Annotated in this window: 16 protein-coding genes; 4 read left to right on the forward strand and 12 right to left on the reverse strand. The window is 62.7% G+C overall.

Going from position 1 to position 20696, the window contains the following annotated elements; all coding sequences use genetic code 11:
* Positions 1–25: 25 nt before the first annotated feature.
* Complete coding sequence (gene lpdA, locus KEC45_RS08605; RefSeq protein ID WP_062180472.1) at positions 26–1423, reverse strand: dihydrolipoyl dehydrogenase; 1398 nt, start codon at positions 1421–1423, stop codon at positions 26–28.
* A 209-nt stretch (positions 1424–1632) separates the two neighbouring features.
* Positions 1633–2958, reverse strand: a complete 1326-nt coding sequence (locus KEC45_RS08610) for a pyruvate dehydrogenase complex dihydrolipoamide acetyltransferase (protein ID WP_252171935.1) — start codon at positions 2956–2958, stop codon at positions 1633–1635.
* Between the two features lie 160 nt (positions 2959–3118).
* Here KEC45_RS08610 and KEC45_RS08615 point away from each other — a divergent pair, with 160 nt between their 5' ends.
* On the forward strand, positions 3119–3571 hold the full coding sequence (locus KEC45_RS08615; RefSeq protein ID WP_062180463.1) for a universal stress protein: 453 nt from the start codon (positions 3119–3121) through the stop codon (positions 3569–3571).
* Here the strand turns inward: KEC45_RS08615 and KEC45_RS08620 are convergent.
* Positions 3568–3957 (reverse strand): hypothetical protein, encoded by a 390-nt coding sequence (locus KEC45_RS08620; protein WP_252171936.1) that lies wholly within the window; start codon positions 3955–3957, stop codon positions 3568–3570. The genes KEC45_RS08615 and KEC45_RS08620 overlap by 4 nt on opposite strands.
* 117 nt (positions 3958–4074) lie before the next feature.
* Between KEC45_RS08620 and KEC45_RS08625 the strand changes: the two genes are divergently transcribed.
* Positions 4075–4857: a helix-turn-helix domain-containing protein gene (locus KEC45_RS08625; RefSeq protein ID WP_062180457.1), complete on the forward strand. Its 783-nt coding sequence runs from the start codon at positions 4075–4077 to the stop codon at positions 4855–4857.
* Positions 4858–4868: 11 nt separating this feature from the next.
* Here the strand turns inward: KEC45_RS08625 and KEC45_RS08630 are convergent, their stop codons facing one another.
* From KEC45_RS08630 to phaR, 4 genes are all read right to left on the reverse strand, one after another.
* Positions 4869–7199 carry a ribonuclease R family protein gene (locus KEC45_RS08630; RefSeq protein WP_062180455.1) on the reverse strand — a complete coding sequence of 777 codons (2331 nt, stop codon included), beginning with the start codon at positions 7197–7199 and terminating at the stop codon, positions 4869–4871.
* Between the two features lie 53 nt (positions 7200–7252).
* Positions 7253–7990, reverse strand: a complete 738-nt coding sequence (locus KEC45_RS08635) for a hypothetical protein (protein ID WP_062183885.1) — start codon at positions 7988–7990, stop codon at positions 7253–7255.
* Between the two features lie 169 nt (positions 7991–8159).
* Entirely contained in the window at positions 8160–9686 is a 1527-nt protein-coding gene (proS, locus tag KEC45_RS08640) for a proline--tRNA ligase (protein ID WP_252171937.1), read from the reverse strand.
* A 42-nt stretch (positions 9687–9728) separates the two neighbouring features.
* Complete coding sequence (phaR, locus tag KEC45_RS08645; RefSeq protein ID WP_062180448.1) at positions 9729–10271, reverse strand: polyhydroxyalkanoate synthesis repressor PhaR; 543 nt, start codon at positions 10269–10271, stop codon at positions 9729–9731.
* Positions 10272–10771: 500 nt separating this feature from the next.
* Here phaR and KEC45_RS08650 point away from each other — a divergent pair, with 500 nt between their 5' ends.
* A complete protein-coding gene (locus tag KEC45_RS08650; RefSeq protein WP_062180445.1) occupies positions 10772–13753 on the forward strand; it encodes a TonB-dependent receptor in 2982 nt (993 codons plus the stop codon).
* A gap of 110 nt (positions 13754–13863) precedes the next feature.
* Here KEC45_RS08650 and alr read toward each other — a convergent pair whose 3' ends face one another.
* Together alr and KEC45_RS08660 are read right to left on the reverse strand one after the other, a co-directional pair.
* Positions 13864–14910, reverse strand: coding sequence for an alanine racemase (gene alr / locus KEC45_RS08655; protein WP_062180442.1), 1047 nt, complete (start codon positions 14908–14910; stop codon positions 13864–13866).
* 43 nt (positions 14911–14953) lie between these two features.
* Entirely contained in the window at positions 14954–16594 is a 1641-nt protein-coding gene (locus KEC45_RS08660; protein WP_062180439.1) for an MFS transporter, read from the reverse strand.
* Positions 16595–16836: 242 nt separating this feature from the next.
* On the opposite strand from KEC45_RS08660, the gene KEC45_RS08665 reads away from it, so the two are divergent.
* Positions 16837–17601, forward strand: a complete 765-nt coding sequence (locus tag KEC45_RS08665; protein ID WP_062180436.1) for a cyclase family protein — start codon at positions 16837–16839, stop codon at positions 17599–17601.
* An 85-nt stretch (positions 17602–17686) separates the two neighbouring features.
* On the opposite strand, the gene KEC45_RS08670 is transcribed toward KEC45_RS08665, so the two are convergent.
* The 3 genes from KEC45_RS08670 to KEC45_RS08680 form a co-directional block, all read right to left on the reverse strand.
* Complete coding sequence (locus KEC45_RS08670) at positions 17687–18094, reverse strand: MAPEG family protein (RefSeq protein ID WP_083435766.1); 408 nt, start codon at positions 18092–18094, stop codon at positions 17687–17689.
* Between the two features lie 111 nt (positions 18095–18205).
* The gene (locus KEC45_RS08675; RefSeq protein ID WP_062180430.1) at positions 18206–18577 is read right to left on the reverse strand and encodes a tRNA-binding protein; all 372 of its coding nucleotides are present in this window, start codon (positions 18575–18577) and stop codon (positions 18206–18208) included.
* A 108-nt stretch (positions 18578–18685) separates the two neighbouring features.
* Positions 18686–20692, reverse strand: a complete 2007-nt coding sequence (locus KEC45_RS08680) for an acetyl/propionyl/methylcrotonyl-CoA carboxylase subunit alpha (RefSeq protein WP_062180417.1) — start codon at positions 20690–20692, stop codon at positions 18686–18688.
* Positions 20693–20696: the final 4 nt, after the last annotated feature.

Here is a 20696-nt window from a genome sequence, read left to right on the forward strand (position 1 = left end):
CTTCGCGACGGGGAGGATCAGATCGTCAAATATGCAGCGGCCGTCCGAACGCCGCCAGCACGCCCTCATGCATGGTTTCGCTGAGCGTCGGATGGGGGAAAACGGTGCCGATGAAATCATCCTCGACCAGTTCGGCGGTCTTGCCGATCGTATAGCCCTGAATGAGTTCGGTGACTTCGGCGCCGATCATGTGCGCTCCCAGCAGTTCACCGGTCTTCGCATCGAACACGGTCTTGGTGAAACCTTCGGCCTCGCCCAGAGCAATTGCCTTGCCGTTGCCGATGAAGGGGAAGGTGCCGGACTTGACCTCGTAACCGAGTTCCTTGGCCTTTGCTTCGGTCAGTCCGACGCTGGCGATCTGCGGGCGGCAATAGGTGCAGCCGGGGATGTTGCGCGGGTCCATCGCGTGCGGGTGGTTGCCCGCGATCGCTTCGACCGAAATCACCGATTCATGCATCGCCTTATGCGCGAGCCATGGCGGCGCGGTGACGTCGCCGATCGCCCAGATGCCGGGGATGTTGGTGCGGCACATCGCGTCGGTGTCGATATGGCCCTTGGTCGTCTTCACGCCGAGCGTTTCAAGGCCGATATTCTCGGTGTTCGGGACGATGCCGATCGCGACGATTGCGTGGCTGAATTCGGCGCTTTCGGTCTTGCCGTCCTTCGTCTTGATCTTCGCGGTGACGCCGGTTGCGGTGGCCTTCAGTTCCTCGACGCCCGCGCCGGTGAAGATCGTCATGCCCTGTTTCTTGAGCGCCTTTTCGAGGAAGGCCGACACATCGGCATCCTCGACGGGGACGAGGCGGTCGAGCATTTCGACGACGGTCACATCGACGCCCATGTCGCTGTAGAAGCTCGCAAATTCGATGCCGATCGCACCCGATCCGATGACGAGCAGTTTCTTCGGCATTTCGGGCGGGACGAGCGCGTGACGGTAGGTCCAGATGCGCTTGCCGTCTGCGGGAGCGAACGGCAGGTCGCGCGCGCGGGCGCCCGTCGCGACGATGATATTCTTGGCGGAGAGGGTCTCTGTCCCCTTCTCGCCCTTCACCTCCAGCTTGCCCGGCGCGGTCAACTTGCCTTCGCCCATATGGACGGTGATCTTGTGCTTCTTCATCAGGAAGGCGACGCCTTGGCTGAGCTGCTTCGCAACGCCGCGGCTGCGCTTCACGACGGCATCGATATCGGCGCTGATCTGCGCCGCGACGAGGCCATAGTCGCCCGCATGCTGCATATAATGATAGATTTCGGCCGAGCGGAGCAAAGCCTTGGTCGGGATGCAGCCCCAGTTGAGGCAAATGCCGCCAAGATTTTCGCGCTCTACGATTGCGGTTTTCAGCCCAAGCTGCGCCGCGCGGATCGCCGCGACATAGCCGCCGGGGCCTGAGCCGAGGACGATGAGGTCGTAGTTGGTATCGGCCACAATATTCTCCTTATCCGCCGGGCTTTGTACGTTGCCTCATGATCAGCTCGCGTAACGCGAGAACGACCATGACCACATAGGCGGCGATCCAAATCCAATGCGAAGCGGTGGGCCAGACTAAGCTGGCCGCAGCCGCGACGAACGCCGTGGCGAGCAGCCCGATCAACAAATGAACAATTTGCCGAACGAAGCGCATCACCCTGGTCCGATCAGGCGACCAGCCCCAGCGGGTTCTCCACCAGTTCCTTGAAGGTCTTCATCAGCAGCGCGCCGTCGGCGCCGTCGATCGCGCGGTGGTCGAAGCTGCCGGTGGCCGACATGACGGTGGCCATCGCAAGCGCGTCATCGACGATGTAGGGGCGTTTCTCGCCCGCGCCGATCGCCATGATCATCGCTTGCGGCGGGTTGATCACTGCGGTGAACTGCTTGATCCCCATCATGCCCATGTTCGAAATCGAGGCAGTTCCGCCCTGATATTCATTGGGCTGAAGCTTGCCTTCCTTCGCCTTTGCCGCGAGCTCGGACATTTCGGTCGAGATTTTCGACATCGACTTGCCACCCGCGTCGACGATGATCGGGGTGATCAGGCCGCCCGGGATGCTCACCGCGACCGAGATGTCGGCACGGCTGTACTTGCGCATCACGTCGCCGCCGAACGAGACATTGCACGCCGGCACGCGTTCGAGCGCGACCGCGAGCGCCTTGATCAGCATGTCGTTGACGCTGAGCTTGACGCCGCGGCTTTCGAGGCTGGCGTTGAGTTCGCCGCGCAGCTTGAGCAGCGCGTCGAGGCGGATGTCGACGGTCAGGTAGATGTGCGGCGATTGCTGCATCGATTCCGTCAGGCGACGCGCGATCGTCTTGCGCATGCCCGACAGCTTTTCGTCCTCGTGCGGGATGCCGAAATCAGGGATCGTGCCGGCGGTAGCCGGTGCCGGGGCTGCTGCAGGAGCGGCGGCGGCCGGAGTAGCCGCACTCGGCGCCGCTGCGGGCGCCGCGGGCGCGCCGGTTGATGCGCCGTCAAGGTCATCCTTGACGATGCGGCCACCGGGGCCCGTGCCCGTGACGGTCGAAAGGTCGATTCCGCGCTCGGCGGCCAGACGCTTGGCTAGCGGGCTGGCCTTGATGCGATCACCCGATGCGGCGGGAGCGGCGGCGGCCACTGCGGGCGCCGGGGTGGGTGCAGGTGCAGGTGCAGGAGCGGCGGGTGCTGCGGCGGGCGCTTCAGCTTTGGGTTCTGCGGCAGGGGCCGGAGCCGCCGCCGGAGCAGCCTTGACGCTGCCCGCATCTTCGTCTTCGCCCGCGATCACGGCGATGACGGTGCCGACCTTCACATTGTCGGTGCCTTCGGCGACCAGGATTTGCGCAATCGTGCCTTCGTCGACCGCCTCGAACTCCATTGTTGCCTTGTCGGTCTCGATCTCGGCGAGCAGGTCGCCCGATTTGACCGTGTCGCCTTCCTTGACCAGCCATTTGGCAAGGGTGCCCTCCTCCATCGTCGGCGAGAGAGCGGGCATTTTGAGTTCGATTGGCATATTCAGGCTTGTCCCTGTCAGTCTTGCAGGCACAGGCCTGCCGCTACGGATTCTTCTTCGCCATAAGCCTTGCTTCGATCAAGGTCCAGCGGGCCAGCTTGCGTTTCATACGAATGTGACGCACTCTTTACCCCAAGCAAAAACACGAGGGGTCGGGGTGATGCGGACTTATTTGGTGGTGATCGACGACAGTCCGGAAGCGTCGCTGGCGCTGCGCTTTGCTGCGCGGCGCGCGGCGCGGACGGGCGGCGGCGTCATCGTGCTGGCGATCATTCCGCCGCAGGATTTCGTCGCATTCGGCGGGGTCCAGGCGACGATCGAGGCCGAGGCGCGGGAGCATGCCGAGGAGCTTGTCGCGGCGGCTTCCGACGCGGTGGTTCAGGAAGGCGTGACGCCGCAGGCCATGGTCAAATTGGGCAAACCCGCCGAGGTCGTGTGCGAGGTGATCCGTGCCAATGACGAGATTGCCGCGCTGGTGCTCGCAACCGCGGCGAGCGGAGCACCGGGGCCGCTCGTGACCTTCTTCACCGGACAGGATGCAGGATCGCTGCCCTGTCCGGTGATGCTGGTGCCGGGCGGGATCGATATCGCCCGGCTCGATGCGCTGAGTTAGACGACGAGCGAACGCGGCACGCCCGCGTCTTTCCATTCGAGGATCGCAAAGCCGAGCACGCCCAGGGCCTGCGCGGCGACAACAGCAATGCCGAGGCCGGACATCTGCGCCGCGAAGGTCGCGAGAACTGCGAAGCTTGCCGCTACCCAGCCAAGATTGCCGAGCGCGATGAGCTTGACCAGCGCCGCGTTCGGCACCGACTGCCGCGCCGCGACGATCATCAGCAGCGCTGCGGCAAGGCAGATCCAGCCGCCGATCGCGACGACATTCGAGGGCAAGCCGAGCAGCGCGCCCACCGGCCCAGCGGCGAAGAGGACAATGGCAAAAACGCCTCCGCAGGTGATGGCGTCGGCGATGAGGATATTCTTGAGGTTGAGGATCGACATTCGGGTTCTCCTTTCGACCCCGTCCAATTGGACGCCTGATTGAATGACGTCGATTACTCCGGAGGTAATGGAAAAGAGGAAGGCGAAGGTATAGCTCTCTGGACGAAGGAGACGAGCATGCAAGTCGCAACGCTCGGCGAACAATTGCGCGAATGGCGCACGCGCCGCCGGATGAGCCAGATGGACCTCGCGCTCGATACCGAGATTTCGACGAGGCACCTGAGCTTCATCGAGACAGGTCGGTCGAAACCGAGCGCGCAAATGTTGCAACGGATCGCCGACTGTCTCGAAGTGCCGCATCGGGCGCGCAATGCGCTGCTGCTTGCGGCGGGCTATGCGCCGGATTACCAGGAACGCGCGCTCGACAGCGACGAAATGGCGGGGATGCGCGCGATCGTCGAGCATGTACTGAAAGGGCACGAACCCTATCCCGCGCTCGCGGTCGACCGGCACTGGAATATGATCGCGGCGAACAGCGCCGTCGAGATCCTCGCTGGCCTAGCGGCGCCGCATCTGTTCGAACCGCCCGTCAACGTGCTCCGCATCGCGCTGCATCCCGAGGGGCTGGCGCCGCATATCGTCAATCGCGGCGAGTGGCGCGCGCATCTGCTCGAACGGCTCGATCATCAGGTCGATGCGAGCGGCGATGCCGGGCTGATCGCGCTGCGTATGGAACTGGCGGCCTACCCCATCGCGGAAGACTCGCACCATCGCAGCGCAGCGAACGGCATTGCGGTACCGCTAATCCTGAACACGCCAATGGGGCAGATCCGCTTCGTCTCGACGATGACGATTTTCGGTACGCCGGTCGATATCACGCTATCGGAGCTCGCGATCGAGGCGTTTTTCCCGGCGGATGCGGAGAGTGCGGCGCTGTTGCAGACGCTGTCCGAGCGATAACGCCAAATGGGTTAGCGCCGCTTGCCCTTATGCTTGATGTTCGCGGGGCGGCCGCGCTTGCCGACCATATGCTTGCCCGCCTTGTCTTTCCCAGGCCCCTTCCCTGGGCCCTTCGCCTTTATCCCGTCGCGCCGTGGCGGACGGTTCCGGAAACCGCCTTCGGGCGCATCGGGCAGTTCGAAGCGCAGTGCGCCGCTGACCGGATTGGCGTCCATCAGGCGCAGTTCGATACGCTGCCCCGTCGTGTAACTGACGCGGCCATGTTCGCTGTCGAGGCTCCGCGCCGCTTCGTCATAGAAAAAACGTTCGCTGCCGAGCGTGGAAACCGGAACCAGACCGTCACCACCGAGCCCGTCGACGGTCGCGAAGAAGCCGAAGGGTTGTACGCCGGTGATCCGCGCGACGACGATCTCGCCCGTCTTGGTCGCAAGATAGGCGGCGACATAGCGGTCAACAGTCTCGCGCTCGGCCTCCATCGCACGGCGCTCGAGCGCGCTGATCGCTTCGCCGATACGTGACAGCCCCTTGGCGTCGGCTTCGCCAAGCCCGGTGCGTGCGGGCAGGTCCTTGGGCTTGCCCGGCACTTCGAGTTTATAGCTGTCGACCAGCGCGCGGTGGACGATGAGGTCGGCGTAGCGGCGGATCGGCGAGGTGAAATGCGCGTATGAGCCAAGCGCGAGACCGAAATGGCCCGCGTTGGCGGGGCCGTAATAGGCCTGCGTCTGGCTGCGCAGTATCGCCTGCATGATCTCTGGCAACCGGTCGTCTTCGGAAAAGCCGTCGATGAGGCGGTTGAACACTGCCGGGGTGATCACCTGCCCAAGCGAGAAGCTTCGCTCAAAGGTTTCGAGATAGTCCTTGAGCCCAACAAGCTTCTCGCGGCTTGGTGGTTCGTGAATGCGATACATCACGGGCGATTTCTTGGCCTCGAGCGCCTTTGCGGCGGCGACGTTCGCCGCGATCATATAATCCTCGATCAGCCGCATCGAATCGAGCCGGTCGCGGACGCGGATTTCGGCAATGCTTCCCTGTTCGTCGAGGATCACCTGACGTTCGGGCAGGTCGAGATCGAGTGGATCGCGCGCGGCGCGCGCCTTGGCGAGGAGCGCCCAGCAGGCCCACAGATTCTTTAGCGTCGGGAGCACGTCCGCATCCCAGTCTTCGCGCGGCGTATCGGCGTCATAAGCCGCCTGCGCATGTTCATAGGCGATGTTCCCGCGCAACCGCACCAGAGCGCGGGCGAAGCGCCATGACGTCACTTTCCCATGCTTGTCGATGATGAGATGGCACGCCATCGCCGCACGATCCTCGCCGGCCTTGAGCGAGCATACGCCCGCCGACAAAGTCTCCGGAAGCATCGGGACGACCCTGTCGGGGAAATAGACGCTGTTGCCGCGGCGCCGCGCCTCGCGGTCGAGATCGCCGTCGGGGCGAACATAATAGCTGACGTCGGCGATCGCGACGATCGCGCGGAAACCGTCCTTGTTGCCCGGTTGGTCGTCGGGGATCGCCCAGACCGCATCGTCATGATCGCGCGCGTCGATCGGGTCGATCGCGACGATCGGCAAGTCGCGCAAATCCTCGCGTCCGTCGGGCGTGAGCGGCAGCTTTGCCGCCTTTTCAGCCTCCGCGATGGTTTCGGATCCGAAAACATGCGGAATTTCATGCCGCGCGATTGCGATCATGCTCAAAGATCTGGGCGCAAAGGGATCGCCGATGCGGTCGATGACCTTCGCCTTGATCGCGGCGCCGCGCCCAGTGAGTTCGGCTCGGACAAGGTCGCCTATATCGGCATCGCCCTTGTCGGCGACCGCAAAGTCATAGCGCGCGCGCTTGTCGGCGGGTCGCAGCCAGACCATCGGCTTACCGCCGGGGCCGACGTCCTCGACGAGCACGCCGATCACCATTTCGGCGCTGGCCTGAAGACGCTTCATCGGGTGCGCGACATGCCCGCTGCCGCGTTCCTCGGTGCGCGCGAGGATACGGTCGCCGACGCCAAGCGCGCCCTTGCGGCCTTGCTCCATTACGCGCAGGCGCGGCGCGGGGCCGGTGCCTTCCCAGCGATCGGGCACCGCCCATAGATTGCTGCCCTCAATCGCAACGATACGAAGGACGGTCACGCGCGGCAGGCCGCCATGCTTGTGAAAGGCGCGTCCGGGAGCCAGGTCGACCAGCCCCTCATCGGTCATGTCCTTGAGCAGCGCCTTCAGCGCGATCTTGTCATTGCCCTGGAGCGCGAAATGTTTCGCGATCTCGCGCTTCCCCACCGCGTCCTTGCTCTCTTCGATAAAGCGGAGGATTTGCTCGGGCGTCGGCAGACCATGTTGTTTTTTTCGGACCATCGCCCGCTGATAGGGGGTGGCGAGCGACCCGTCACCCCCTCACGATACGTCGATCAATAGGGCGAAATGTTGATCACCTGCCCAGATGCCGTCGCGGTGCAGGTCGACCGATAATGTCCTGTCGCGATGGTGAAGACATAATTGCCCGATCCATCGCCACGCTGGCTGACCGCGACGCTGCTGCCTCCGGGGGCATTTTGATACTGGTCGCCGCGTGCCTCGCACGCCGCCTTTGCCGCATCGGGCCCGCCGCGCGCATAGGGGCGATTGGCCGCGCGACGGTTCGATGCCTCGGTCTCGCCCGCCATGAATCCGTCGTGATAGGCCTCGCTGTCGTTGCGGTCATATTGACCGCCATAGAGGCCGTCGTTGTATCCGCGGCCATATTCGCTGTCGTGATCGCCGCCGGGGTCGTTGCCGTGCTTCTTCTTGTGGCTGGCGAGCGCGGCGATCAGACCGATGGCTGCGACGCCCGCGATCGCGGCGCCGGCACCCGAACCGCCGCCATCGCTATGTCCGCAATCGCTCGCGTCGGTCTTGTCGACGCTGGCATAGCGGCCATTTGAAACGACGATGCGCGCGCAGGTCCTTGTTCCGCTGTTCCACCAATATTGCCCGCCGCCCTTGGTGCTTTGCATCGAATAGCCGCGGCTCTGCATCTGTGTTTCTGCGCCGGCTGCGCGGGCGCCGACGAGGTCGGAGACGTCCGAGGGCGGCTTGGCAAATGCGGGCGCGGCGGGGCCGAGCAGCAACGCACAAATTGCGGCCGAGCCAATAATTTTCCGTTTCATCACGATCACTCCCCTGCTGAATCGAAGGCGATATGCGACCTGCCGCGGCGAGACAGCCGGCGAGCGAGCCCGATGAACGAGCTTCTGCGCCGCCAGCGTATCAGAAATACGACTGGCGGCGAATGACTTTCAGGGTTGATGCAGCGCTAACCGGACCGGAAGCGTTGTCTCAATAGGTCCGCCCGATGAGCACGCGTTCGACCGCGGGCTCGCCGGTGAAGAAACAGGCGCCATCGGCGGGGGCGGCATCGAGCGGCGTGTTGCGCATAGTGAGCTTGAGCGATTTCAGCTTCTCGACAATCCCATCGAGGACGGCGCCGGTCGGGCGCGACCATTGCACCTCGACCCAACCGGTGAACTTGTCCTCACCTGCATAATGCGCAGCAAGGTCGGTGACGTCGCGGCGGATATTAGCGTGAAGACGCTCCCTCGCCTCGGCATAGAGATTGTCCTGAATCTCGCCGAGCGTCGCGACGGCGGCAGCGACGAAATCGCCGCGCGGCACGAAGGCGCTGTTGAGCTTGCCGTCGTGCTTGTACAGCCGATCCCGGCGGATCACCGCGACATTGCCGCCGGCAACGTCGCGCGGACCGATTTCGAGGATGATCGGCGCGCCCTTCTTGACCCAGCCCCAGCGCTTGGTCTGCGCCTTGTTGGCATTGGTGTCGAGCAGCACGCGCACGGGTTCGCGGAAGGCGTCGAGCGCCTTCAATTCCTTTTCGAGCGACGCGCAATAGTCCAGGATCGCCTGATCCTCGTCATTGTCGCGCAGCATCGGGACGATGACGATCTGGTGCGGCGCGATGCGCGGCGGGCAGCGGAGACCATCGTCGTCACCATGCGTCATAATGACGGCGCCGATCGTGCGGGTCGAGAACCCCCAACTGACCGTATGACAGAGGCTGTGGCCGCCTTCCTTGTCCTGAAAGCGGATATTCGCAGCCTCGGCGAAACCGGTGCCGAGATAGTGCGACGTGCCGGCCTGCAGCGCCTTGCCATCCTGCATCATCGCCTCGATCGAATAGGTCGCGGCGGCGCCCGGGAAACGCTCATTCTCGGGCTTCTCACCCGCGATCACGGGCAGCGCGAGCGCCTCTTCGGCGACGCGGCGATAGAGTTCGAGGGCGCGCATCGTTTCGGCGACCGCGTCTTCCTTGCTGTCGTGTGCGCTATGGCCTTCCTGCCACAGGAATTCGGCGGTGCGCAGGAACATGCGCGTACGCATTTCCCAGCGCACGACATTGGCCCACTGGTTGACGCGCAGCGGCAGGTCACGCCACGACTGGACCCAGCGGCTCATCGCGGCGCCGATCACGGTTTCCGACGTGGGACGGACGATCAACGGCTCTTCCAGCTTCGCCTCGGGATCGGGGATCAGCTTGCCCTTGCCGTCCTGGATCAGCCGGTGGTGCGTTACGACCGCCATTTCCTTTGCGAAACCATCGACATGGTCGGCTTCCTTCTCAAAGAAGCTCAAGGGAATGAAGAGCGGGAAATAGCAGTTCTGGACGCCCATGTCCTTGATGCCAGCGTCCATGATGGTCTGGATGCGTTCCCAGATGCCATAACCCCACGGCTTGATCACCATGCAACCGCGAACGCCCGATTCCTCGGCGAGGTCGGCTTCGGCAATGACATCCTGATACCAGGCCGCGAAGTCGGCCTGCCGGGTTACGCTGAGCGCATGCTTGATCATGATAATCCGATTTCTGTCGTTGAGGCTGGGCGAGCGCCCGGCCTAGTTCTTCTTTGCGAGCTCGGCCTTGAGTTCGGCCACTTCGGCCCGGAGGGCGGCGATCTCCGCATCCTTGGCCTTTCCACCGCTTGCGCCTGGGATGAAGGCCCCCGCCGCCTGCTGGAACATTTCCATATTGCGACGCGTGAGTTCGGCAAGCGGGTTCGACCCCAGCGCCCCTTCGAATGCGGAGCGGACATCTTGCTGGTTCTTGCGGAATGCGGTCATCGAAGCTTCGAGATATTGCGGCACCATCGACTGCATCTTGTCGCCGTACATGCCGATCAGATGGCGGAGGAAATTGACCGGCAACAGGGTTTCGCCGCGCGTTTCCTCGTCCATGATGATCTGCGTCAGGACATTATGGGTAATGTCGTCGCCGCTCTTGGCATCGACGACGCGGAATTCGCGACCATCCCGAACCATGGTCCCAAGATCCTCGAGCGTGATGTAGCAGCTACGCTCGGTATCGTAGAGGCGCCGGTTGGCGTATTTCTTGATCGTGACGACGCCATCTTCCGTCGCCCCCGCCTTGGACTTCGCCATCTTGACCTGCGCTCCTTGTGTTCCCAGGCGGTGCGATCGCGCCGCCGGGTATCAAACCCTGCATTAGCATCAAATAATGATGCGTCGCAACATGCGCGGATTCGCGGCTCCACAGGGCGGGACCGACGCGATTCGCAAGCCCTGCGCGGCAGGCAGGGCAAGGAAGAACGTTCACATAAGCTGGTTCGACAGGCCACGGGCTTTGCGACCTCCCAAGAGGCGTGAACGCAATATAGTTGCAGAGGAAATCAAAACTATAGCATATTTTACGGCTTAGAGGGCCGCCTAAGGTCGTTCGTTTCACGGGTCAGCACTTTGATTTCAAGTCGACATCGCCTCTTCGGGGCCAATCTGTTGCGAAAAAGCCACAGCGACACATCTGAGTCTGCCGAGTGTCAGAAAAACTTCATCAAAAGCTTGTGCCCCCGAAAATTTCGGTCTTGATTGGTGTCAATCCGTTCAAGTCTCATTTTTTGAACGGACAACCGGGGAATTAAATCATGAAGAAGACTAGCCTGCTAGTGCGGGGCTCTGCCCTGACTCTTGCCTTGTTTATTGCCGCGCCTGCCATGGCGCAAAGCGAAACGGCCCAAACCGAAAAGACTGCCGAAAATGCCAATGACGGCGCGATCGTTGTCACCGGCTCGCGCATCCGTCGTGACGAATTCTCGGTCGCTGAGCCGATCACGGTCGTCACTGCCGAGGAAATCACGCAGGCGGGTTTCAACAGTGCGGCCGATGCGCTGCAGAGCAATGCGGTCACGCAGGGTTCGGGCCAGATCAACAACTTCTACGGCGGTTTCGTGACCGACGGTGGTACCGGCGCCAACACGCTGGGCCTGCGCAACCTCGGCCCGAGCCGTACGCTGGTCCTGCTTAACGGCCGCCGCCTGGCACCGGGCGGCACGCGCGGTTCGGTTCTCGCAGCCGACCTTAACGTCCTTCCGACCGCAATCGTCAGCAGCATCGAAGTGCTGAAGGCGGGTGCTTCGTCGATTTACGGTTCGGACGCCGTCGCCGGCGTTGTGAACATCATTACCGACAACAAGCTGCGCGGCCTGGTCCTCGACGCGCAGGTGAACGTGCCCGAAGTCGGCGCGGGCGTTGACAAGCGCGTCGCCGCCTCGTTCGGTTTCGAAACCGACCGCCTCAACATCATCGGCTCGGTCGAATATCGCAAGCGCGACCAGCTCTCGCTGAATGACGTGCCGTGGCTCAAGTGCCCGATCGGCGGCTTCCTGGACGGCGAAGGGTCGGAGTTCGGATCGGGCGACGCTTTCCCGGTCGGCGATCCGCGGAACTGCTTCACGCTCGACAATGGCGGCGTGACGATCAACACGCTCGGCGTTTCCGCACGCCAGGCAATTGGCCGTACGAGCGGTACCGTCGGCACCTTCAACCGCTTCGTCCCCTCGCCGGGCACGGGCGGCCCGCTCCCGGGCTATCTCGGTGTCGGCACCTATGATCGCGACACGTTCGACCCTGCATCGCAGGAAGAGCCGCTGATCACGAGCGCCGAAATCTACACCGGCTATCTTTCGGGTACCTATAACACCGACATCCTTGGCAATGCCGAAGTCTATGGCGAAGTGCTCGTTACCCGCCGCAAGTCGTCGTCGCCGCTGTATCGCCAGTTGTCGCTGGACTATGTCCGCGGAAGCGAACTGCTGCCCGTCGAGTTCCGTCAGGGAACGCGTCTCCTGGCACCGAACGAAACCTCGGGCGGCCGCGACGTCATGGCCCGTGCCTTCATCGGCTTTGGCCTGACCGACTCGCGTCAGCAAGTCGACTATGCTCGCGTGTCGGGCGGCATTCGCGGCGACTTCTTCCTGCCCAGTTGGCGCTATGACGCCTATGTCGGCAAGTCGTGGAACGATGGCCGTTACGAAATCGAATCCTTCCTGATCGATCGTCTGGCCCAGTCGCTCGACGCCGTCAGCAACGGCAACGGCACCTTCCGCTGCGCCAGCTCGGCAACGAACCCGAACTGTATCGCTGCTCCGGCTCTCTCGGCGGATGTCATCGGCGGCCGCCTGCCGCAGAACTTCAAGGACTGGATCCTTGTCAACACGATCGGCAACACCAAGTTCCGCGAAACGACCTTCGCGTTCAACGTCGACGGTCCGCTGTTCGCGATGCCCGGCGGCGATGTCCAGCTCGCGCTGGGCGCCGAATATCGCAAGCAGAGCATCAACGACCAGCCCGATCCGAACTCGATCAACGGCAACCTGCTTGGCCTGACCGCCGGCACGCCGACGGTCGGCAAGGACAGCGTCAAGGAAATCTACGGCGAAGTCTTCGTGCCGATCCTTGCCGACACGCCCGGTTTCTATCGCCTCAACCTGACCGCTTCGGGGCGGTATACCGACTATAAGTCCTATGGTTCGGACACGACCTTCAAGGTCGCGGCCGAGTGGGAACCGATCCGCGGGTTCGGTCTCCGCGCCAGCTATGGCACGTCGTATCGCGCCCCGGCTCTCGCCGAACAGTTCCTCGGCGCGACGAGCGGCTTCCTTGGCAGCACGCTCGATCCCTGCGATGATCTGCCGCCCCCGGCCAGCCAGTCGCCGAACGAGCAGATCATCTCGGCGAACTGCCTTGCCATCGGCCTGCCCGCCGGGTTCCAGCAGACCAGCGGTATCACCACCTTCCGTGTCGGCGGTGCCGATGCCGGTCTCGAGGCAGAAACCTCGAAGAACTGGTCGGTCGGCGTTGTTATCCGTCCGGTCCTGCCTGAATCGGTTGGTCAGCTTTCCTTGTCGCTGGATTATTTCAACATCAAGGTCAGCAACGGCGTCGCGGACCTCGATGCCACGACGATCCTGAATCGCTGCTATGGCGACCCCAACTTCAATGCGAGCGAGGGTTTCTGCCGCTTTGTCGAACGCGATGCGAACAACGCGCTGACCGTTACGAGCAGCTTCGTCAACCTTTCGGAAGACATCCGCAAGGGCTTCGAGTTCAACGGTCGTTACTCGCGTGACCTGTTCGGCGGCCGCTTCACGCTGAATGCCAACATCACGAAATATACCGAACAGTCGAGCCGCCTCTTCCCCGAAGAGTTCCTGACCGACATGAATGGTACGGTCGTGAACCCCGACTGGGTTGGCACCTTTGACGCAACGTACCGTTTCAACAACGTGACGCTGCGCTACGGTCTCGACTGGATCGATGGCGATCGTGATCGGACGTACAAGTTCTTCGCTTATGACGAACTGACGGGCGTTTCGGATCCTGACCTGGTTCAGGCCTATCGCGATAGCTACTATCTCGAAGCCCCGAACTACTTCCTGCACTCGGCTTCGGTCCAGTTCAACATTGCCGAGAAGTATGAAATCACGGCTGGTGTTCAGAACCTGTTCGACAAGAAGCCGCCGCGTATTTCGGCGATCGGTTACACGACCATCGGTAACGCGCCGCTCTATTCGGGCTACGACTATCGTGGCCGTACGTTCTTCGTGAACGCCTCGGCCAAGTTCTAATCCTTCGGATTGGACAAGAATTTGGGCCCCGAACGCAAGTTCGGGGCCCTTTCTTTTGCTATTCGGAGAGATATGCCGGGCGGAGCGGGGCGCCTTTTCCCGAGCGCCTCCTAAGCCCAGCGGCGCTCAAAGCGCGCGCCGAGGCCCGTCAGCAATTCATATTGCGACAGACCGCTAGCCACCGACACTTCGGGAAGATCATATTCGAGCGCAAGCCAGTCGCCTTCAGCCACCGGTTCCGCGTCGCTGGCGTCGAAGGCGATGAGGTCCATCGACACCCGGCCGATCAACGGTAGGTCGTGCGCTTGCCACATCGCGTGCCCCGCTCCGGCGTGGCAGCGCAGATAACCGTCGGCATAGCCCATATTGGCCACCGCGATCCGGCTTTCTCGCTTCGCAGTCCAGGTCGCATTGTATCCGACCGTTTCACCCTGGTGCAGGTTGCGGACCTGCAGCACGCGCGTTTCGGGATAGACGACTTGCCGGATATATCCCCGCGCCTCCCCACGCGGCGTACCGCCGTAAAGTGCGATGCCCGGGCGCGTCAGGTCGAACGCATAGTTGGTGCCGAGGCAGATGCCGGCGCTGTTTGCAAGGCTGTATCGCCGCGCCGGAATCGACTGGCGAATGGTCCGGAAGGCCGTCAGTTGGTTCGCATTCTGCTCGCTGTCCTCGTCGGCCGAAGCAAGATGGCTGAGCAGGGTTTCGATCGAAAGCCCATCGAGCGCGCCGCCCATGGCTTCATCGACACGCAGACCGAGGCGGTTCATCCCGGTATCGACCATCACGTCGCATGGCCGCCCTTCGCCGGCCGCACGCCAGCGCTGAACCTGCTCGACGCTGTTGAGCACCGGGCGGGCCGGCAGCGTTCGCGCGGCGATCATGTCGCTCACGCCGACGCCGTGCAGGACCGATAACGACACGCCCTCGGGCAAAGGCATCAGTGCCGCCGCCTCGCGCCATGTCGCGACAAAGAAATCGCGGCAACCGGCAGCGACAAGATGCCGCATCACCTCACGCGCGCCGAGGCTGTAACCGTCGGCCTTGATCGCGGCGCCGCACGCCGCCGAGCCACTTTGCGCGGCCAGCCAGCGCCAATTGGCGACAAGCGCATCGCTGTCGAGACGAAGACGGAGCGGCGACGGGACTTCTATCATCCCGCTGCCCCTATACCGGTTCAATCGCCGCGCCAATGGGGGTTCAGGCCGTCGGCGCAGTGCCCCGGGCCGGCTTGTCCCACTGCCCCTCGACCGGATCCTTGAGCATGAAGGCCGTCACGAGGAAGGCGACGAGCACCACGCCCCACGTATACCACAGCCCGGCATAGGCATTCCCCGTCTTTGCGATGATGAAACTCGCGATCAGGGGCAGGAAGCCACCGAAATATCCGGTTCCAAGATGATAGGGAATCGACAGCGACGAGTAGCGCACGTGCGGCGGGAACATCTCAGACAACAGCGCCGCGACCGGGCCATAGGTGAAGCCCGAGAGCGCGCTGAGGCCGAGCAGTGCGATGATGATTACCGCGATGCCGAGTATGTCCGGAATCTGCTTTTCGAAATTATAGCCCATCGCCTCGAGCGCAGGTTTCAGGACCGCGGGATCTTCGCCGGCGACTTCGCGGCCACCTATCGTCACGCGCACGCTGTCGAAACGGCTGCCGCGATCGACGACCTTGTACGGCACGCCCAGCTTGGTAAGTTCGCCGAGCGTCTTTCCGCAGGCGGTTTCCTGTTTCTGCGCAAAGGGATCGAAGCTGCACTGCGACCCGGTGACAACCACCGGCGCCTTTTCGGCTGCCCCCGTCAGCGCGGGATTGCCGACGCTACCCATCAGCCAGAAGAGCGGGAAGAGAAGCACGAGCGTTGCGGCATATCCCCAAACGATCGGCTTTTTCCGCCCGACCCGATCGGAGATGCGGCCCGCCCAGATGAAGAAGCCCATGCCAAGCGCGGCTGCCACGCCGACGATGATTTCGGCCGCCGTATCCTCAACCTTCATCGGCCCTTTGAGGAAGGCGAGGCCTGAAAACATCGCAGTATACCAGATCACGGTCAGACCCGCGGCGATGCCGAACAGCGCGATGAAGATGCGCCTCAGATTGCCTGGGTAGGTGAAGCTCTCCTTCACCGGGTTCTTCGCAATCTCGCCCTCGGCCTTCATCGCCTGAAATACCGGACTTTCCGACAGTTTGAGGCGCATCCACAAAGAGATGGCGAGCAGGATCAGCGACAGCAGGAACGGCACGCGCCACCCCCAGCTTTCCCAGACCGCATCGGGCATCAACGCCTTGCAGCCGAGTACGACGATCAGGCTCAGCACAAAGCCGCCAACCACGCTTGCCTGGATGAAGCTGGTATAGAAACCACGTTTACCCGGCGGCGAATGTTCGGCGACATAGACGGCGGCGCCGCCATACTCGCCGCCGAGCGCGAGCCCCTGCAGCACACGGAGCAGGATGATGATGATCGGCGCCGCGATGCCGATGGTTGCAGCCGAGGGGATCATGCCGACCCCCGCGGTCGCAATGCCCATCAGGGTGACGGTAACGAGAAAGGTATATTTGCGGCCGAGCCGGTCGCCGAGAAAGCCAAAGAGAACGGCGCCGAGCGGGCGGAAGCCGAAACCGACCGCAAAGCCCGCCCAGACGAGCAGGATTTCGAGCGTCGCATTGTCGCTGGGGAAAAAGGCCTTGCCAATGATCGCCGCGAGCGTGCCGTAGATGAAGAAATCATACCATTCGAACACGGTACCCGCCGACGACGCGGCGATGACCATTCGAATATCTTTCGCGGTCGGTTCATAAACGGCGCCGGGTCCGGCGACGGCACTTTCTGTCATACACTCTCCCTTGCCCCTTTTGCTTGGGGCTTATTCAATCCCGGTCGGGCATGAAAGATCGCCCAAGGTCGCGGGCGTCAGTAAAGAAGACGCACGCAATCCGACTTCATTCAAGGCGCCCCAATATTTCTTTCGTATCGGCGTGTCGTTGAAAATCGCAAAGCTTTGCTGCATCTCTACCGGGCAAGCGCCGCCGCGCAAGCCTTCTTGGCGTAGCGTCAATCCGGTGGCAGGATGCCTGAATGCAGTTCATCGACCTTTCGATCCCGATCACCAACGACGTCGTATCCGACCCGCCGGTGATGCGTCCGAACATCACCTATATGACCCACGAGAATACGTGGGAGCAGATCGCGATGTTCTTCCCCGGCCTGACGCGGGAGGATCTGCCCGACGGCGAAGGCTGGGCGGTCGAGATGCTGTCGCTCAGCACGCACAATGGTACGCATATGGATGCGCCCTGGCATTATCACTCGACGACCGACAGCGGCGTTTCCCCTGCCCCATCGATCGACGAGGCACCGCTGGACCTGTTCTTCCGTCCGGGGGTGAAGCTCGACTTTTCGGACCGCCCGCACGGCCATGTCGTGAGCGGCGCCGAGGTCGAGGCCGAACTCGCACGCATTGGGCACGATCTCCAGCCGCTCGACATCGTGCTCGTCCAGTCGGGTGCGATCTACGGCACTGACAATTTCACCGATCAGGGTTGCGGCATGGGCGCAGAGGCGACGCTTTATCTGACGGCGCGCGGCGTGCAGGTCGTCGGGACCGACGCGTGGAGCTGGGACGCGCCGTTCAGCCACACCGCGAAGCGCTGGGCCGAAACACGCGATCCGTCGATTATCTGGGAAGGTCATAAGGCGGGGCGAATCCGGCCCTATTATCAGATCGAGAAGCTGACCAATCTGACAGCCATTCCGGCGACCGGGTTTACCTTTAGTTGCTTCCCGGTGAAGATCGAGCGGGCGAGCGCGGGTTGGATCCGCGCGGTGGCACTCGTCGACTAACCTTCTTCGTCACCCCGGACTTGATCCGTGGTCCATAGCCCCGCGGCAGAAATGGATGCCGGATCAAGTCCGGCGTAACGAAGGTTCAAAGATTTCTGGTGAGTAGGATCCACAGCGTCCAACCGGCGAGCACCAGCAACGCCCCGAAGGTCGCGAGCACACCGACCTGGCGCCCCAGCGGCGCTTTCCCCGGTTCCGACGGCGTGTAGAGCCCGATGACGTGCGCGACGCGGCCGATGAGGAAGATCGCACCGACGATCATCAGCCCCATATGATTGGCGCGCGCGGTTTCGAGCAGCCCGAGCAGGATGATCGTGATCGGCGCATATTCGGCGAGATTGCCGTGTGCGCGGCTGGCGCTGATCAGCTTGGCATCGCCATGGTCGCCGAACGCGGCCTTTACGCGCAACCGCTGGCGTACGGTGTCAATCGCTGTGATGAGCAGCAGCAAGGCGCAAATGGCTGCAACGAACGCGGTTACGGGTAATGTCATGCCCTCTCTCCCCCAGCTTCCCCGTCCGCCGTCATTGCGAGCGTAGCGAAGCAATCCAGAGCGGTTTACGCTACTCTGGATTGCTTCGCTACGCTCGCAATGATGTGGGGCTCAGAAGAGGCGCGAGCCGTTGGGAACCTTGCGATCGGGTGCAAATAGGATGACCGCGCCTTCTTCGTCGGCGAAACCAAGCGTCAATACTTCGGACATGAACTTGCCGATCTGACGCGGCGGGAAGTTGACGACGGCAGCCACCTGCCGCCCAGGCAGTTCTTCCAGCGCATAGCGGTCGACGATCTGCGCGCTACTTTTCTTCTCCCCGATCGCGGGACCGAAGTCGATCTTCAGCTTGAATGCGGGTTTGCGCGCCTCGGGAAAGGGTTCGGCCTCAACGATCGTGCCGATGCGAATGTCTACGCGGAGAAAATCGTCGAAGCTGATCGTCTCTGCCGCTGCTGCATCTTGATCGTGGTTGACGTGCATATTCCAAACTCCGTTCGCCTTGGGCTTGTCGAAGGGCTGCCCTTCTCGCCAACGCCGTAAAAGGAAGGCGGGTGCTTCGACAAGCTCAGCACGAACGGATTTCGAATATCACTCCATTTCGAGGATAACCGCATCGACCGCCAAGCTGTCGCCTTGCGCGGCGTTCACGGTTTTCACGACACCCGATTTTTCGGCGCGGAGGATATTCTCCATCTTCATCGCCTCGACAGTCGCGAGCGGCTGGCCGGCTTCCACCTTGTCGCCTTCGCCCACGTGCAGCGTGACGAGCAGTCCCGGCATCGGGCAGATGAGGAATTTCGAAAGATCGGGCGGAATCTTCTCGATCATATGCGTCGCCAGCGGTGCGACGTGCCAGGGCAGCACGCGGACATCGTGGATGTGTCCGCGCGTTGTCATCTTCCAGCCGGTACGCGTCTTCGCGACCTTTACCGCCAGTTCGCTATCGTCGATATCGGCAACGACGAGCCGGTCGCCCGGCGTATACTCCAGCGCGATGTCGATCCGGTCGCCTTCGACCTTGATATGCTTGTCGCCGATCTTGACCTTGTGCGGCGCGCCGTCGATCGACACTTGCCATTTTGAAGGCGGTTCGAGCCGGTCGCCGAGCTGGCCGTCGGTTCGGCGCGCGCGGTCGGCCTCGGCGCTAGCCATAAAGCCCGCGATAGCCGCGAGCGCACGTGTCACATCGCCATTCGTCGGTGCGCCGTGGAATCCCTCGGGATATTCCTCGGCGATGAAACCCGTCGTCAGTTCGCCCGAGCGGAAACGCGGGTGCTGCATGATGGCGGAGACGAAATCGATATTGTGCCCGAGCCCTTCGAGCTCGAAGCGGTCGAGCGCCGCGATCTGCAGGTCGGCGGCTTCGTCCCGCGTCTTGCCCCAGGTCACCAGCTTGGCGATCATCGGATCGTAAAAGATCGACACTTCGCCGCCTTCCTCTACCCCCGCATCGACGCGCACGCCATCGACGCCGCGCTCTTCGCCTTCCCAGGCGGGAACGGGCGTTCGGTAACGGACAAGCCGCCCGGTCGAGGGCAGGAAGCCGCGATAAGGATCCTCTGCATAGACCCGGTTCTCGATCGCCCAGCCGTCGATCTTCACATCGTCCTGCGTGATCTCGAGCTTCTCGCCCGCCGCGACGCGGATCATCTGCTCGACCAGATCGATGCCGGTGATCGCCTCGGTCACCGGATGTTCGACCTGAAGCCGCGTGTTCATTTCAAGGAAGTAGAAACTCTCGCCCGTCGGATCGGCGCCCGAGACGATCAGTTCGACGGTGCCCGCGCTGTAATAGCCGACGGCTTTCGACAGCGCGACGCACTGCTCGCCCATCGCCTTGCGCATCTTTTCGGTGACGAACGGTGACGGCGCTTCCTCGACCACCTTCTGGTGGCGGCGCTGGATGCTGCACTCGCGCTCGTTGAGGTAGAGCACATTGCCGTGCTGGTCGCCCAGGATCTGGATTTCGATGTGGCGCGGGTTCAGGATGAACTTCTCGATGAAGACGCGGTCGTCGCCGAAGCTGTTGAGCCCCTCGCGCTTCGTCGCTTCAAATCCCTCGCGAACATCCTTTTCGTCATAGGCGAGGCGCATGCCCTTGCCGCCGCCGCCCGCCGATGCCTTCATCATCACCGGATAGCCGATCTCGTTCGAGATGCGCACGGCATGTTCGGTATCGTCGATCTCACCGACGAAGCCCGGGACGACGTTGACGCCCGCTTCCTTCGCGAGCTTCTTCGACTCGATCTTGTCGCCCATCGCCGCGATCGCGTTTACCGGCGGGCCGATGAAGGCGATATTTTCTTTGGCCAGTGCCTCCGCAAAGCTGGTGCGTTCGGACAGGAAGCCATAGCCCGGATGCACCGCCTCGGCGCCCGTCGCCTTGCACGCCGCGATGATCTTGTCGGCGATCAGATAGGATTCGGATGCGGGCGACGGCCCGATATGCACCGCCTCGTCGGCCATCTGCACAAAGGGCGCGCGCGCGTCGGCGTCCGAATAGACGGCGACGGTCGCGACGCCCATGCGGCGCGCGGTCTTGATGACGCGGCAGGCGATTTCGCCGCGATTGGCGATCAGGATTTTCTTGAACATGGCC

Origin of the sequence: Sphingopyxis sp. USTB-05, assembly GCF_023822045.1 — a bacterium.
In the GTDB taxonomy this organism is placed as follows: Bacteria; Pseudomonadota; Alphaproteobacteria; order Sphingomonadales; family Sphingomonadaceae; genus Sphingopyxis.